The sequence below is a fragment of the Leifsonia sp. NPDC014704 genome (assembly GCF_043083605.1).
In the GTDB taxonomy this organism is placed as follows: Bacteria; Actinomycetota; Actinomycetes; order Actinomycetales; family Microbacteriaceae; genus Leifsonia.
On record NZ_JBIBYW010000001.1, the window covers coordinates 78,327 to 91,413 of the forward strand.

19 protein-coding genes and 1 tRNA gene are annotated in these 13,087 nt (G+C 67.9%); 6 read left to right on the top strand and 14 right to left on the bottom strand.

Going from position 1 to position 13,087, the window contains the following annotated elements:
- Positions 1 to 91 precede the first annotated feature (91 nt).
- Both ACF1AJ_RS00430 and ACF1AJ_RS00435 read left to right on the top strand, forming a co-directional pair.
- Complete coding sequence (locus tag ACF1AJ_RS00430) at positions 92 to 607, top strand: HNH endonuclease (RefSeq protein WP_309860578.1); 516 nt, start codon at positions 92 to 94, stop codon at positions 605 to 607.
- Between the two features lie 10 nt (positions 608 to 617).
- On the top strand, positions 618 to 1,316 hold the full coding sequence (locus ACF1AJ_RS00435; RefSeq protein WP_391505666.1) for a GNAT family N-acetyltransferase: 699 nt from the start codon (positions 618 to 620) through the stop codon (positions 1,314 to 1,316).
- 9 nt (positions 1,317 to 1,325) lie between these two features.
- On the opposite strand, the gene ACF1AJ_RS00440 is transcribed toward ACF1AJ_RS00435, so the two are convergent.
- The 5 genes from ACF1AJ_RS00440 to ACF1AJ_RS00460 all read right to left on the bottom strand — a co-directional run bounded on the left by ACF1AJ_RS00440 (position 1,326) and on the right by ACF1AJ_RS00460 (position 4,154).
- Entirely contained in the window at positions 1,326 to 1,760 is a 435-nt protein-coding gene (locus ACF1AJ_RS00440; RefSeq protein WP_391505667.1) for a GNAT family N-acetyltransferase, read from the bottom strand.
- Positions 1,761 to 1,853: 93 nt separating this feature from the next.
- A complete protein-coding gene (locus tag ACF1AJ_RS00445) occupies positions 1,854 to 2,624 on the bottom strand; it encodes an ABC transporter permease (RefSeq protein ID WP_391505668.1) in 771 nt (256 codons plus the stop codon).
- Positions 2,621 to 3,457, bottom strand: coding sequence for an ABC transporter ATP-binding protein (locus ACF1AJ_RS00450; protein ID WP_391505669.1), 837 nt, complete (start codon positions 3,455 to 3,457; stop codon positions 2,621 to 2,623). Before ACF1AJ_RS00450 ends, ACF1AJ_RS00445 begins: the two co-directional genes overlap by 4 nt.
- Positions 3,454 to 3,822 (bottom strand): DUF1048 domain-containing protein, encoded by a 369-nt coding sequence (locus ACF1AJ_RS00455; protein ID WP_391505670.1) that lies wholly within the window; start codon positions 3,820 to 3,822, stop codon positions 3,454 to 3,456. Before ACF1AJ_RS00455 ends, ACF1AJ_RS00450 begins: the two co-directional genes overlap by 4 nt.
- A gap of 2 nt (positions 3,823 to 3,824) precedes the next feature.
- Complete coding sequence (locus ACF1AJ_RS00460; protein WP_020077087.1) at positions 3,825 to 4,154, bottom strand: PadR family transcriptional regulator; 330 nt, start codon at positions 4,152 to 4,154, stop codon at positions 3,825 to 3,827.
- Positions 4,155 to 4,290: 136 nt separating this feature from the next.
- On the opposite strand from ACF1AJ_RS00460, the gene ACF1AJ_RS00465 reads away from it, so the two are divergent.
- A tRNA-Arg gene (locus ACF1AJ_RS00465) sits at positions 4,291 to 4,365 on the top strand.
- A 127-nt stretch (positions 4,366 to 4,492) separates the two neighbouring features.
- On the opposite strand, the gene ACF1AJ_RS00470 is transcribed toward ACF1AJ_RS00465, so the two are convergent.
- Positions 4,493 to 5,170, bottom strand: coding sequence for a DNA-binding response regulator (locus ACF1AJ_RS00470; protein ID WP_391505671.1), 678 nt, complete (start codon positions 5,168 to 5,170; stop codon positions 4,493 to 4,495).
- Positions 5,171 to 5,260: 90 nt separating this feature from the next.
- On the opposite strand from ACF1AJ_RS00470, the gene ACF1AJ_RS00475 reads away from it, so the two are divergent.
- Positions 5,261 to 5,425: a hypothetical protein gene (locus ACF1AJ_RS00475; RefSeq protein ID WP_309860526.1), complete on the top strand. Its 165-nt coding sequence runs from the start codon at positions 5,261 to 5,263 to the stop codon at positions 5,423 to 5,425.
- A gap of 91 nt (positions 5,426 to 5,516) precedes the next feature.
- Here the strand turns inward: ACF1AJ_RS00475 and ACF1AJ_RS00480 are convergent, their stop codons facing one another.
- The 6 genes from ACF1AJ_RS00480 to ACF1AJ_RS00505 all read right to left on the bottom strand — a co-directional run bounded on the left by ACF1AJ_RS00480 (position 5,517) and on the right by ACF1AJ_RS00505 (position 9,180).
- Entirely contained in the window at positions 5,517 to 5,723 is a 207-nt protein-coding gene (locus tag ACF1AJ_RS00480) for a hypothetical protein (protein ID WP_391505672.1), read from the bottom strand.
- A gap of 59 nt (positions 5,724 to 5,782) precedes the next feature.
- The gene (gene arfB, locus ACF1AJ_RS00485) at positions 5,783 to 6,220 is read right to left on the bottom strand and encodes an alternative ribosome rescue aminoacyl-tRNA hydrolase ArfB (protein ID WP_391505673.1); all 438 of its coding nucleotides are present in this window, start codon (positions 6,218 to 6,220) and stop codon (positions 5,783 to 5,785) included.
- Positions 6,221 to 6,243: 23 nt separating this feature from the next.
- A complete protein-coding gene (locus ACF1AJ_RS00490) occupies positions 6,244 to 6,801 on the bottom strand; it encodes a dihydrofolate reductase family protein (RefSeq protein ID WP_391505674.1) in 558 nt (185 codons plus the stop codon).
- 75 nt (positions 6,802 to 6,876) lie between these two features.
- Positions 6,877 to 8,073 carry a DNA polymerase IV gene (dinB, locus tag ACF1AJ_RS00495; RefSeq protein WP_391505675.1) on the bottom strand — a complete coding sequence of 399 codons (1,197 nt, stop codon included), beginning with the start codon at positions 8,071 to 8,073 and terminating at the stop codon, positions 6,877 to 6,879.
- An 83-nt stretch (positions 8,074 to 8,156) separates the two neighbouring features.
- Positions 8,157 to 8,528, bottom strand: a complete 372-nt coding sequence (locus tag ACF1AJ_RS00500) for a PH domain-containing protein (RefSeq protein ID WP_089876784.1) — start codon at positions 8,526 to 8,528, stop codon at positions 8,157 to 8,159.
- 94 nt (positions 8,529 to 8,622) lie between these two features.
- Complete coding sequence (locus ACF1AJ_RS00505; RefSeq protein ID WP_391505676.1) at positions 8,623 to 9,180, bottom strand: DUF4352 domain-containing protein; 558 nt, start codon at positions 9,178 to 9,180, stop codon at positions 8,623 to 8,625.
- Between the two features lie 167 nt (positions 9,181 to 9,347).
- Between ACF1AJ_RS00505 and ACF1AJ_RS00510 the strand changes: the two genes are divergently transcribed.
- Positions 9,348 to 10,634, top strand: coding sequence for a sensor histidine kinase (locus tag ACF1AJ_RS00510; RefSeq protein ID WP_391505677.1), 1,287 nt, complete (start codon positions 9,348 to 9,350; stop codon positions 10,632 to 10,634).
- A 40-nt stretch (positions 10,635 to 10,674) separates the two neighbouring features.
- Positions 10,675 to 11,328: a response regulator gene (locus ACF1AJ_RS00515; protein WP_391505678.1), complete on the top strand. Its 654-nt coding sequence runs from the start codon at positions 10,675 to 10,677 to the stop codon at positions 11,326 to 11,328.
- A gap of 27 nt (positions 11,329 to 11,355) precedes the next feature.
- Here ACF1AJ_RS00515 and ACF1AJ_RS00520 read toward each other — a convergent pair whose 3' ends face one another.
- Positions 11,356 to 12,279: a DUF4352 domain-containing protein gene (locus ACF1AJ_RS00520; RefSeq protein ID WP_391505679.1), complete on the bottom strand. Its 924-nt coding sequence runs from the start codon at positions 12,277 to 12,279 to the stop codon at positions 11,356 to 11,358.
- Between the two features lie 51 nt (positions 12,280 to 12,330).
- Entirely contained in the window at positions 12,331 to 13,002 is a 672-nt protein-coding gene (locus ACF1AJ_RS00525; protein ID WP_089876777.1) for an MmpS family transport accessory protein, read from the bottom strand.
- Positions 13,003 to 13,087: the final 85 nt, after the last annotated feature.

Here is a 13,087-nt window from a genome sequence, read left to right on the forward strand (position 1 = left end):
ACCATGCCGCCTCCTCCTTGGGCGCTGTCCGCACGGACAGTGCCCTTTTTGTTTGCCCGAGCACCCTCCCTTTTGTCCCGAAAGGCCGCAGATGAAGACTCTGGTTCTCAACGCCAGCTACGAACCGCTCGGCGTGATCGCGACGCGACGCGCGATCATGCTGGTGCTGAGCGGCAAAGCGTCGACGATCGCCGGGAGCGGGGCGCAGCTGCACAGCCGCTCCCTGGTTCTGGATGCGCCGAGCGTCGTTCTCCTGAACCAGTACATTAAGGTGCCGCACCGCCGCATCCCGCTGACCCGCAAGTCGGCGCTGGAGCGCTACGGCCACGTGTGCGCGTACTGCGGCAAGTACGGCGACACCCTCGACCACGTCATCCCGCGTGCTCGCGGCGGTACGCACACGTGGGACAACGTCGTCGTCGCCTGCTTCCGCTGCAACAACGTCAAGTCGGACCGCCTGCTCAGCGAACTGGGCTGGAAGCTCCCGTTCGAGCTGAAGGAGCCGCACCTGAACATGGCGTCGCTGATCAGCATGCGCTGGAACGACCCCAACTGGGAGGAGTTCACGGAGCCGTGGCGCCGCCACGAGCTGCAGCTGGCCGGGTGAGCACGCCTGCATGAAGGCGGAGGCCGAGGCGCGCGTCGACGGATACTGGGCCGAAGTCTTCGAGGTGGAGGTCGCCCGGGTCTGGGAGCCGGGCGTCCACACGACGTGGGCGCGCGACCCGTGGCCCGGCGTGTACGTCCTCGTCCGACCTGGCGTGGTTCGACTTCGCGCTCCGAGCGGGGAACGGGCGAAGCTCGAGCCGGTGCTGCGCGCGGCCACGGCGGAGGACGCGTTGAACACGGGTCGTTGGCGCAGCGCCCTGGACGCGTTCTCGCCGCGCGTCCTCGGGCCCGCCATCCACTCGTACCGCAGCGACCCCGTTGTGTCTGATCGCCGTGACATCGAGGTGGTCTCGGAGCACGACATCCGGCTGTTCGCAGACGAGGTCGGGGAGGGGGAGTTCGAGGAGTCGGGCCTGGCGGATGCGACCAGGGTGTTCGGGCTGCGGGACAACGGTCGGCTCGTCGCTGCGGCCGGACTGAGCGTCTGGATGAAGGAGCCGTCGGACATCGGCGTGCTCACCCTCTCGGGAGCGAGGGGGAGAGGGTACGGCCGCCGGGTTGCCGCGGCGGCGGTGAATGAGGCGATCGCGCTGGCGGGCATCGCCCGTTGGAGGAGCCTGGCGAGCAACGCGGCCTCGCGCTCTCTGGCGCGGTCGCTCGGATTCGAGGATCGCGGCGAGAACATCGGGATCCGGCTGAGCTTCTAACCGTTCGCCTCACGCCCGCAAGCGCATCAGCACAGAGTCCCGACGCTCGAAGCCGACGGATTCGTAGAGGCGGATGGCCGCCGCGCGGCTGGGTCGTGACGTCAGGTCGAGGGTTCGCAGCCCGCGTTCGCGCGCGAGGTGGATGATCGCCTCGAGCAGCTGCCGCGCGATCCCCTTCCCACGCTGCGCGTCGTCGACCACGACGTCGTCGACGTGCCCGCGCCAGCCGGTCGGGAGGGGGAAGGTGGCGAGTGTCGCCATGCCGACGACCTGCCCGTCGACGCGGGCGAGGAGGAGATCCGTTCCGGGATGGCTGAGCATCGCACGCATCCGGTCGCGGTCGTAACCGGCGGTGGAGGAGAGCTGGGGGAGGAGGCGCTCGATCGCATCCAGGTCGGTGGGGCTGAGCGTGGTCGCGACTTCGATGTCGACGGGGGCGTTCATGCCCTACACGCTAGCCGAGCTGCTTAACGACCGAAGCGGAAGGTCCTGTCGGAACCTTCCGTTCGGTGCCGGGGCCGGCAGCGGTGACCCCGGTCAACCCGCGGTGATCTTGCGGCGGTAGATGACCATCGCGAAGGCGTACGCGATGACGAGGATGCCGACGAGCCAGGCGAGGGCGATCCAGATGTCGCTGCCGACCGGCTGCTGCTCGAACAGTGCGCGGATGGTGTTGACGATGGACGTGACCGGCTGGTTTTCGGCGAACCAGGCGACCGGGCCGGGCATCGACGTGGTCGGAACGAACGCCGAGCTGATGAAGGGCAGGAAGATGAGCGGGTAGCTGAAGGCGCTGGCCCCATCCACCGTCTTCGCCGACAGTCCCGCGATGACCGCGAGCCAGGTGAGGGCGAGGGTGAAGAGGATGAGGATGCCGGCGATCCCGAGCCACGCCCACACCGACGCCCCGGTGCGGAAGCCCATGAGCAGTGCGACGCCGATGACGATCGCCATGGAGACGATGTTGGCGACCACGGACGTGAGCACGTGCCCCCACAGCACGCTGCTGCGGGCGATCGGCATCGACTGGAACCGCTCGAAGATGCCGCCCTGGAGGTCGAGAAACAGCCGGTACGACGTGTACGCGACCCCGGAGGCGATCGTGATGAGCAGGATGCCGGGCAGCAGGTAGTTGACGTACGACGTGCTGGATCCGGTGTTGATCGCCCCGCCGAGCACGTAGACGAACAGCAGCATCAGCGCGATCGGCGTGACCGCGGTGGTGATGATGGTGTCGGGGCTGCGCAGGATGTGGCGGAGCGAGCGCCCGGTGAGCACACCGGTGTCGCTGAGAACGGTGGCGGTCATCGTGCTTTCCTTCCCGTGGCGGCCGCGCCGTCGGTGCGGTCGGTGGTGGTGTCGGTGTCGGCGCCGGCGGCGCTGTCGTCTCCCGTGTCGCCGACGAGGGCGAGGAAGACCTCCTCGAGCGTCGGCTGCTTCTCGACGTATTCGACCTTCGCGGCCGGGAGCAGCCGCTTGAGCTCGTCGAGGGTGCCGTTCTGGATGATCGTCCCCTTGTGGAGGATGGCGATCCGGTCGGCGAGCTGCTCCGCCTCGTCCAGGTACTGCGTGGTGAGCAGCACCGTGGTGCCTTGGTCGGCGAGACGCTTGACCGTGTCCCAGACCTCGATCCGTGCCTGCGGGTCGAGTCCGGTGGTCGGCTCGTCGAGGAAGATGATCGGCGGGTTGCCGATCAGGCTCATCGCGATGTCGAGCCGGCGCCGCATCCCACCGGAGTAGGTGGAGGCCTTGCGTTTGCCGGCGTCGGTGAGCGAGAAGCGGGCGAGGAGGTCGTCGGCGATGCCGGCCGGGTCCTTCAGGTGGCGGAGCTTGGCGATGAGGATGAGGTTCTCGCGTCCGCTGAGCACCTCATCCACCGCCGCGAACTGCCCCGTGAGGCTGATCGCGCCGCGGACGTCGCCCGGCTTGGCCGCCACATCCACCCCCTGCACGGTGGCAGTGCCGCCGTCCGCGCGGAGGAGCGTGCTGAGGATGCGGACCAGCGTCGTCTTGCCGGCCCCATTGGAGCCGAGCAGGGCGAAGATGGTGCCTGCCTGCACGTCGAAGTCGACCCCGCGGAGCACCTCGACGTCTTTGAACGACTTCTGGATGCCGCGGACGCTGATCGCGGTCGCGCTCATTTCTTCTCCTCCTGTTCTGCCTCCTGGACCGCCTTGATGAGGCGGGCCCGCTCCTTGTCGATCCACTTCGTGCCGCCGTACGACTCGGTGTACGTCTCGGCGAAGTCGATGGGGTCGCCCCCGACGAGTTCGCTGATCGGCGTCCCGTCGACCGCGGCGCGCTCGAACAGGTCGGCGAAATCGGTGAGCATCGTGACGAGCGTGTCGCCGTCGGTGATGCCGCCGTTGTACATGAAGTACCGCTCGAACGCCTTCGCGGCGCCGCGGTACGGCTCCGGCAGGGCCTGCACGCGGGCCTTGTACTGCCGGTACTGCTTCTTCTGTTCGAGGGATCCGGTGATCGTCTCGATCCACTTCGCTGCCATGATCAGTTGTCTCCTTCGTGGAGCTGTTCGATCCGCTCTGCGAGGAAGCTCCACGTCCTCCAGAACTCTTCGAGGTAGTCACGACCCCGGGCGTTGAGGGAGTACACCTTGCGGGGCGGACCCTTCTCGGATGGAACCTTCTCGACATCCACCAGCCCGCGCTGTTCGACCCGGACGAGGAGGGCGTAGATCGTGCCCTCCGCGATGTCGGCGAACCCCTGGTCGCGCAGCCATGCGGTGATCTCGTACCCGTATGCGGGCCGACGCGACAGGATGGCGAGCACGATGCCCTCGAGCGTCCCCTTGAGCATCTCGGTCTCTTGCTTGCCCATGGGACCCTCCTTCCTGCTTGCTAGTCAGTGTTGCTGATTACCGGTACATAGTAAGCATGAGTACCGGTAGATAGCAACACTGAATAGCTAGATTTTTGGGAAGGGGATGGCGTGGTGTTCGGTAGACTCGACGGGCCAGCCTCTGTAGCTCAATGGAAGAGCAGTTCCGTCCTAAGGAAACGGTTGGGGGTTCGAGTCCCTCCGGTGCTGGCTCAACCGTTGAGAGCGGAATAGCAGTGATCGACGCTTGCGCTAGCGCCCCCACCGATGGGTCGGTTCGTACGTGACTTCCTGGACGGGCTCCAGGCTGACCACCCGGCCTCGGTACGACGCTCCCATCACCGCCCACCAACCCACCGCTCGATCCTCCGATGGTCCGGCGTGAACCCGTGCTCCACACCCCACAGCACCGCCTGCGTCCGGCTGCTCGCCCCGATCTTGCGGTAGACACTGCGGATGTGCGATTTGACCGTGTTCGGGCTGAGATACGTCAGCTCGGCGACGGCGGCGTTGCTCTTGCCTTGCGTGATGAGGGCCAGGATCTCGGACTCGCGGTCGGTGATTCCCTCCTGCTTGCCGGGCCAGTCGAGTTCCTCGGCACTGCGGGCTCGCGCGGGAGAGTCGCTCACCACGATCTGGCCGGAGTTCACGGCTTCCAGCGCGGCGACCAGCTCTGAGGCTGTGAGCGTCTTTGAGAGGTAGCCGTGGACGCCCTGTGCGCTGGCGCTTTCGATGAGTTCGGGATGGAAGTTCCACGTGTAGACGACGACGTGGCGAGCCCGGGGGTTCCTCACGAGCTCGCCGATCTGCGCGTGACCGGACTCCGGCTGGGCGAAGGCGTCGTACAGGACGACGTCGATCGGCTCATCCAGCGGGGCGTTCGCGTCGATCTCGGCGACGACCAACCGGTCGCGGAAGTCATCCAGCATGTGCGCGAGGCCCAGCAGCACGACGTCGTAGTCGTCCACGAGGGCGATCGTGAACGGCTTCGTCGCTACGTCCGGGGCTGCCGACATGGCCGTACATTACACCCCTAGGGGTGAGGCGCCCCATCCCCGCCGGTGGTTGCGTGGAGCCATCAACCCCCAACCAGAAAGGGTCATCTGATGAATATCCTGCTCATTGTCATCGCTGTGATCGCCATCATCCTCCTGCTCACGGGAGGGTTCGTCTCGTCGCTGAACTTCCTGCTCTGGGTTGGGATCGTGCTCCTTGTCATCGCGGCCATCGTCTTCCTCGTCCGGATGCTCACGGGAAGCCGGCGCGTCTGACCCAACCCACCGAGGCGGTGCGGGGGAGGAGCGGTCGTCCGCTCCGTCCCCCGGCCACCGCATCCACCTCTGCGCCGCGGGGCCGGCGTCGTCAGGTGTCTGAGCGCCGGCGCCGGCGCACCAGCGCGACGATGATCAGCACGACACCCGCGATGAGCACGATGGGGCCGATGGTGCCCCACAGCGGGGATCCGCTCATGACGGAACCGCCGAGCACGTTCAACCCCTGAAGCGTCCACAGCAGTCCGATGAGGCCGAGCACGATGCCGACGACGAGGAACAACCACTTCGGTTTCACGATGCGAGGCTACGTCTCCTGTCGCGATCCGTGGGTGCTCTGCCGGAATCCCGAGACGCTCAGTCGTGCGGAGGGCGACGGAGCCGCTTGATGTCCGTGCGCCGCTTCTTCGCATCCAGACGCCGTTCCCTGGCGCCACGACTCGGCCTCGTCGGTCGTCGCGGTGCCGCGGGCGGCCGGAGGGCGTCGGCCACGATGTCGGCCAGCCGAGCGCGCGCGGCCTCCCTGTTGCGCAGCTGTGCGCGGTGCTCGGATGCGGCGATCGTCAGCTTTCCGTCGACGAGGCGACTGCCCAGACGCTCGAGGAGCCTCTCGCGCTGCGCGGGGGAGAGGACGGCGGAGCCCGCCACATCCCACACGAGCTCCACACGCGAGTCGGCCGTGTTCACCCCTTGCCCGCCGGGGCCCGACGACCGCGAGAACCGCCACGACAGCTCGGACTCGGGGATGGTGAGTGCCGAGTCGACCTGGAGGCCGGGGCGGTGAGGGGCGGGCATGGGTCCATCATCCCGCGCTCCTGCTAACGGGGGTGGAATCGCAGCGCGGTCACCCCCGACCGGAACTCCTGGCGATCCACGAGGTCCAGCTGGATGCGCTCGCGCAGCCCCGCCAGCAGCGTCGGCCCGTGTCCGGCGATAATGGGATGCACGACGAGCACGTACTCGTCGATCAGCCCCAGATCCGCCAGCGCGAGAGGGAGCGTCACCCCGCCCACGAACAGGCCTCCGCCGGGTTGCTGCTTGAGCCGTTCCACCGCTTGCCCCACGTCGCCCTGCAGCAGTTCGGCGTTCCAGTCGACGTCGGTCAGCGTGCTCGACACGACGTGCTTTCTCGCGCCATCGATGGCCTCGGCGAAGGGGAGCTGCGAGTCGTCCATCCACTCGGGCCAGGTGCCGGAGGCCGGCCGCCGCCACGCCGACTCCATCATCTCGTAAGTCACCCGCCCGAAGATGAGGGCGTCGGCACGCTCCATCTCGGCGGTCCAGAAACGCATGGAGTCCCCGTCGGGCGGAAGCCCTGCCTCGTGATGGCAGCAGCCGTCGAGGGTGACGTTGATGGAGTAGCGAAGCGGTCTCATCCGTTCTCCCTTGATGTACGAGGCGCGTTCCCTCTGGACCCTACTCGCCGACCCGAGTCGAGGCCCGAGTCAGCGCTACTGGTGTTCCGGCAGGAGCGGCGTCGACCAGCCGGGATCGTGGCCCAGTTGTGCTGCGCGCGCGACCGAGGTTGCGCCGAAGCGGTCGCGCACGGCGTCGAGCACGGTGTCGAGACGCGCGCCGTCATCCCAGTCGATGGGTAGCTCGGGCTGGAACGTGTCCGACCGGCCCAGGTGCGAGAGTGAGATGCCGATCAGGGTGATGCCCCGCTCGGCGATCTCGGGCTGGACCGCGGCGAGCAGGCTGCGCGCCACGGTCAGCAGCACCGAGGTGCGGTCTGACGGGAAGCCGAGCGTGCGCGATCGCGTGGCTCGGGTGAAGTCGCCGAAGCGCAGCCGCAGCACGATCGTGCGACACGTGCGATCCCCATCCCGCAGCCGTCGCGCCAGGCGGTCGATGATCTGGGTCAGGATGAGGTCGAGCTCCTCCGAGGTGCGCGGCCGGCTTCCCAGTGCGCGCTGCGAGCCGATGGAGCCGCGGCGCTTGGTGGCGTTGACCGGACGGGGGTCGCGCAGCCGGGCCAGAGCGTGCAGGTGGGCGCCGGTGGCTTTGCCCAGCAAGCGTTCGGCAGTGGCTTCTTCGAGTTCGGCCAGCTGACCGACGGTGCGGATGCCGAGACGGTGGAGCTTCTCGGCGGTGACGGCGCCGACGCCCCAGAGACGTTCCACGGGAAGGGGGAGCAAGAACTCCTGCTCGCGATCGGGTTCCACCAGGATGAGGCCGTCGGGCTTGCTGACGGCGCTGGCGACCTTGGCGAGGAACTTGGTCCGCGCGATCCCGACCGAGATGGCGAGGCCGACCTCCGCGCGAACGCGTTCCCGCAGCCGCGTCGCGATCTGCTCGGGTGTGCCGGCGATTCGTCGGAGCCCACCGACTTCGAGGAAGGCCTCGTCGATCGACAGTCCCTCGACGATCGGGGTCGTGTCGCGGAAGATCGCGAACACGTCCTTGCTCGCGGCGGAGTATGCATCCATCCGGGGCGGGACGACGACGGCCTCCGGACACAGGTCGCGCGCCTGCCGGCCGCCCATCGCGGTGCGCACCCCGCGCGCCTTCGCCTCATAGCTGGCCGCGAGCACGACGCCGCCGCCGACGATGACCGGGCGGCCGCGGAGCTCGGGCGCATCCCGCTGCTCCACCGAGGCGTAGAAGGCGTCGAGATCGGCGTGCAGCACGGTCGCCTCGCCCCGCATCCCAGCCTCCGATCCCTCGAACGTGCGTTCAGAGGAATCGTCGCAGGGACCGCGGACATCGGAGATGCACGCTCGCTGTCGGGTTAGTGAGCGTGCAGGACCGCCCAGGCGATGAGGCTGTCGAGCCGGCGAACGTCAGCGCCGCGGCCCAGCTTCACCTTGATGTGCCCTGCACGCGTCCAGAGCTCGATCTCGGCGTTCAGATCGAGCTTGCCGGCGTTCTCGGACGACCACATGTTGATGGAGCTGTAGGGGAGGGAGTAGATCTCCACCTTCTTGCCGGTGACGCCCTGCGCGTCGCGGACGATCAGTCGCTTGGTGGTGAAGATCGCCGAGTCGCGGAACGTCTTGAATGCCGCCACCGCCTGCTCCCCATCCACGAGAAGAGGAGTCACATCCTCAGGAATGGGGATCTCGTTGTGAAGGGTCCAGGCAGTGATCGGTGCAGTTTCCATCCCGCCAGCCTGCCAGCCGAGAAGTCGGCGAGCATCACCCCAATGCGGGGCGGTGGAGGCTCTCGACCGTCCACCGCCCCATCGATCCGGCGCGTCAGTGCAGCGCGATGGTCTGCCCCTTCGAGAAGGCGTTGTCGCTCACCTGGATGCTGGCCGCCTGAGTGCCCGCGGGGACATCGAAGAGGATTGGACCCTGAATCGCGTTGCCGGGGTTGATGCCGGCGACCCAGGCACTCTGGTCCGTGCTCGCGTAGAGCGTCGCGGTCGGGTCGGCGTCGAACGTCTTCCCGGAGGCGTCGACGAGCTTCACGTAGTTGACGATGAAGGTTGCGGCGCTGTTGCCCGTGTTGGCGATCTTCAGATCCACCTGGAGGTACGTTCCCTGGGCGGTCTGTGTCAGGGGAGATGATCCCACGGTGGTGCCTGCGTCCTGAGACCCCAGGACCGTGTACTCGAACGAGCCGACCTTCACGGGCGTGTTCAAGCCGGGTGCCGAGGGCTTCGAAGCAGCGGGCGCCGAAGCAGCGGGCACCGACGCGTTGCCTGTGCCCGCGGCGCCACCGGCGGGCTGCGGTGTGCTACTGCAACCGGTGAGTGCGAGCCCGGTCGCAACTGCGGCGACGGTGGCGAGTGCGGTGATTCGACGGAACATGGGTCCTCCTGGTGGATGCGATGCCGGTTATTCGGCCCACCAAGCGAATCGTGAGGCGGGCGGGTCTCGGCACCCCGGTTCGGTCCGAGCCCGCCGGACGAAAGGAGGGGCGCTGCCCCTCCGAAAGGCGGTGCAGCGCGGCGAGTCGCCGCCTCTACGATCGGTTCATGGCACACACCCCGCCCGCGCCGAGCGCGCAGAGCGCACCGAGCGCACAGCGGCCGCGCACCCCGGCGGAACCTTCCCGCGCTCGGCGCGCGTGGTCGCTCGTCGGTTCGGTTGCATTGTCCGTGTTGTGCGCTCTGCTCGCCATCTCGGCGGGCGGAATACACGCCGGCGAAGGGTCGACCTTCGCGCCACCCGTGCAGCTGCTCGCCACCGTCGGGGCATTCGCCATGATCGGCGTCTCGGTGATGCTCGTGTGGCGTCACCGATACCCGGTGCTCGTCTCCTCACTCGCCATCGGCGGTGCGGTCCTCTTCCCGACGACGCCCCTCCCCGCGCTCGTCAGCCTCGCCGCGGTGACTGCCGTGACGAGGGGATGGAGGCGTTGGGCATTCGTGGCTGCCGCCTACCTGGCGACGGTCGTGGCGCTCTGCTGGGATGTCGCTTCGCACGTCTCGCTGCTCTCGGACTTCGTCGGCGAACCGGCCGCTGGTACGCCCGAACGCTTGGCGCTGTACTGGGCCGTGCCGATCGTCGCTGGGGTGATGGTCGTCCCGTTCGCGGCTTTCGGGTTCGTTCGGCAGCTGCGGTCCGAACGCGATGTCGCCCAGCGCGGCACGGAGGCGGCCAACCGGAATGTCGTGCTCCTCCACCGCGAGGTGGAGCGGGAGCGCGAGCGGCAGGAACTGGCGCGTGAGCTGCACGACACGCTGGCGGCGCGGCTGAGCTCCCTCTCTCTGCATGCTGGAGCGCTGGAACTGACCGTCGGAGGCACGGATGAGAAGGCGGCGGCAGCAGCGCGTGCGGTTCGGGAGACCGCGCAGCATTCCTTGGACGAGCTCCGGGATGTCGTCCAGGTCCTCCGGCATCCGTCACCGAGAGCAGGCGGTACCGGTCTGGGAGATCTGTCCGGGCTCGTCGATGCTGCGCTGGGGGAGGGCGCGGACGTGCGGGCGCAGCTGGTGATCACGGACCCTGCGTCCTGCGATCCTCAGGTCGCGCACGCGTGTTACCGGATCGTTCAAGAGTCGCTGTCGAACGCCCGACGCCATGCGCCGGGCACGCCGATCCGTCTGGAGGTCAGGGGCGCACCGGGGGCGGGTCTCACCATCTCGACCACCAACTGGCTGACGCCAGGCGCACAACCGACCTCGGTCGGCGGTGGACACGGTCTCACCGGCATGAGCGAACGGGTTGCCCTGGTGGGAGGGTCCTTCCAGGCCGGAACAACGCAGGACGGCACCTTCGCGATCGTCGCGTGGCTGCCGTGGTGGTCCCCGGCGAGCTGAGTTTCGCGGGTCGGCGGCACCGCTCGATAGACTCCGGTCTGTGACCGACCCTCGCATCCGCGTGCTTGTCGTCGACGACGATCCCATGGCCGCGGCCGGCGTTGCCGCGATCCTCGGAGCTGCAGGCGACATCGACGTCGTCGGACGCTGTTCCGACGGCGATGAGGTCGCTCAGGCTGTCGCCCTGCACCATCCCGACGTCGTCCTCTGTGATGTGCGAATGCCCCGGATGGACGGCGTCGCAGTCGTCGAATCCTTCGACAGCGCTCGTCCGCGGTTCCTCATGATGACGGCGTTCGATGAGGACGGCCGCGTGCTTGACGCCGTGAGCGCCGGCGCAGCCGGGTTCATGCTGAAGGACGAGGACCCGCACCGGATCATCGAAGCAGTCCGTCAGGTCGCGGCCGGCGATGCCGCCTTCTCGCCGCGCGCAGCGCGCCAGCTCTCCGCCTGGGTCCGTGACGCGCGCAGTGCGACCGCCCGACGCGACGCCGCCGCGAAGATGGCGGAACTCACGCCTCGGGAACGTGAGTTCGCCGTTGCCGTGACGAACGGGGCCTCCGATGCGGAGCTCGCCCAGACGTTCTTCGTCGCGGAGACGACCGTCAAGTCCACCCTCGCGGGGATCCGTGCGAAGTGGGGCGTCCGGACGCGAACCGAACTCGCCGTGGTGGTCGCGCGCTCCGGTGCCTGAGGGTGCGGGCCGTGTGGTCCGAGTGGATCAGCGCAGCGTCACCGTGGCGCCGTCGCCTCCCCACCAGCTGGTGATCAGCTTCACGCGGTCGAGGCCTGCTCCAGCAGGCACATCGAAGTAGACGCTGCAGTTGACGCTCAGCCCGGGGTTGACGGTGGTCGAGAAGGAGTCCTCTCCGAAGCTGCCCAGGCTGGTGTCCGCTTCGTAGCGGGCGTTTCCGATGTAGCCGTAGACGTCCCACGCGGAGACGTTCTGCGGTTGCGAGCTGCCATTGGCGACGACGAAGTCGACCTTGCAGAACTGGCCCTTGGGCGTGACCGTGCCGAAAACGTCGTCCTGCGTTCCGAGACCGCACTGAACGCCTGTCACGGTGAAGGAGACCCCACTTCGGCTCGCGACGCTTTGCCCGATACCGGGCACTGGCGGAGGGCTCGACGGGGCTGGGCTCGGAACCGCCGACGTCGGGGTCGGCGCGGCCGTCGGAGAGGGCGCAGTGGTGTGCGCCGCTGTCGGAAGCGCCGCCGGCTCGGCGTCGGAGGTGGATCCGCCGACGATCCCGAACGATGCGATGCCCACCACCAGCGCGATGAGCCAACCGACGCTCGCGACGCTGATCGCAGAGATCGACTGTCCCTTGCCCGCTTGTCCCTTGACGAGGGCGCGGATGGCGAGAACGAGCGCAGGTACGAACAACAGCCACGCGATCCAAGCGGCGAACGGGATGACACCGAAGACGAACCCGATGATCGCGAGGATCAGCGCGAGCGTTGCAAGGGATGAGTCTCGGGAGGGGCGAGCACCCTCAGCAGCGTCGTTGCGCGCACGGGAAGTGTCGCGCGGAGTTCCGGGGCCGCTCGGCGCGCGGTTCACCGTCCACGCAGAGCCGTCCCAGTAGCGCTGCTGTCCGGAATATTCGGGATCGGGGTACCAGCCGGCAGGTGGATTCGTCATCGTCTGAGCGACGTGGGTCCCGCCGCACGTGCGGCGGGACCCACGAGAGCCTTACTCGTCGCCGGTGCCCGTGGCGAGGCAGCTCACCGTGGCGAACTGCCCGGTGGCGGTCTGCTCGGAGACGACCTTGCCGCCCACCGTGATCTTGCACGCGACGTCGCCGCCGTCCTGGCCGGCGGTCGCCGTGACGGAGAAGCTGCTGAAGTCGAAGGTGCCACCCTTCTTGACGGAGATCGTCTTGGTCCAGGGAAGGGGGGTGTTCGAGGCCGTCTCGGACTTCGATCCGCCGTCGGCGTAGGTGGAGTACACGATGGTCGTGTCGGTGCTGGTTCCTGTGACGTCGTAGACGACCTCGACGGGCTGGGAGGCGACCGCATCCTGCTTCTTGATCTCATCGTTCACGGCGTCGTTGACAGCGGAGGCGAAAGCCGCGGTGTAAACGATCGACATGACGATCGACAGGATGATCGCGACGCCCGAGAGGATCGTGCCGGTCAGCGCCACGCCCTTGGACTTGTTCTTCTGGACCAGCCCGATGATCCCGAGGATGAGACCGATGAGACCGAAGAACCACGCGCCGTAGCTGAGGAACGGGATGAAGGCGCTGACGAGCGCGATGATCCCGAGGATCAGCGCAGCGATGCCGAGGCCGTTTCCGGTCTTCTGCGGCGCGGGTGCGGCGTACTGCTGCTCGGGTGCGGGCGGCGGAGGAAGGGTGCTCATTCGTGGTCCTTTGCTGTGTGGAGATGTGCAGCGGAGGCATAGGTCCTCCAAAGCCTTCCTAGGCTCTCAGAAATGAGACTTCCTC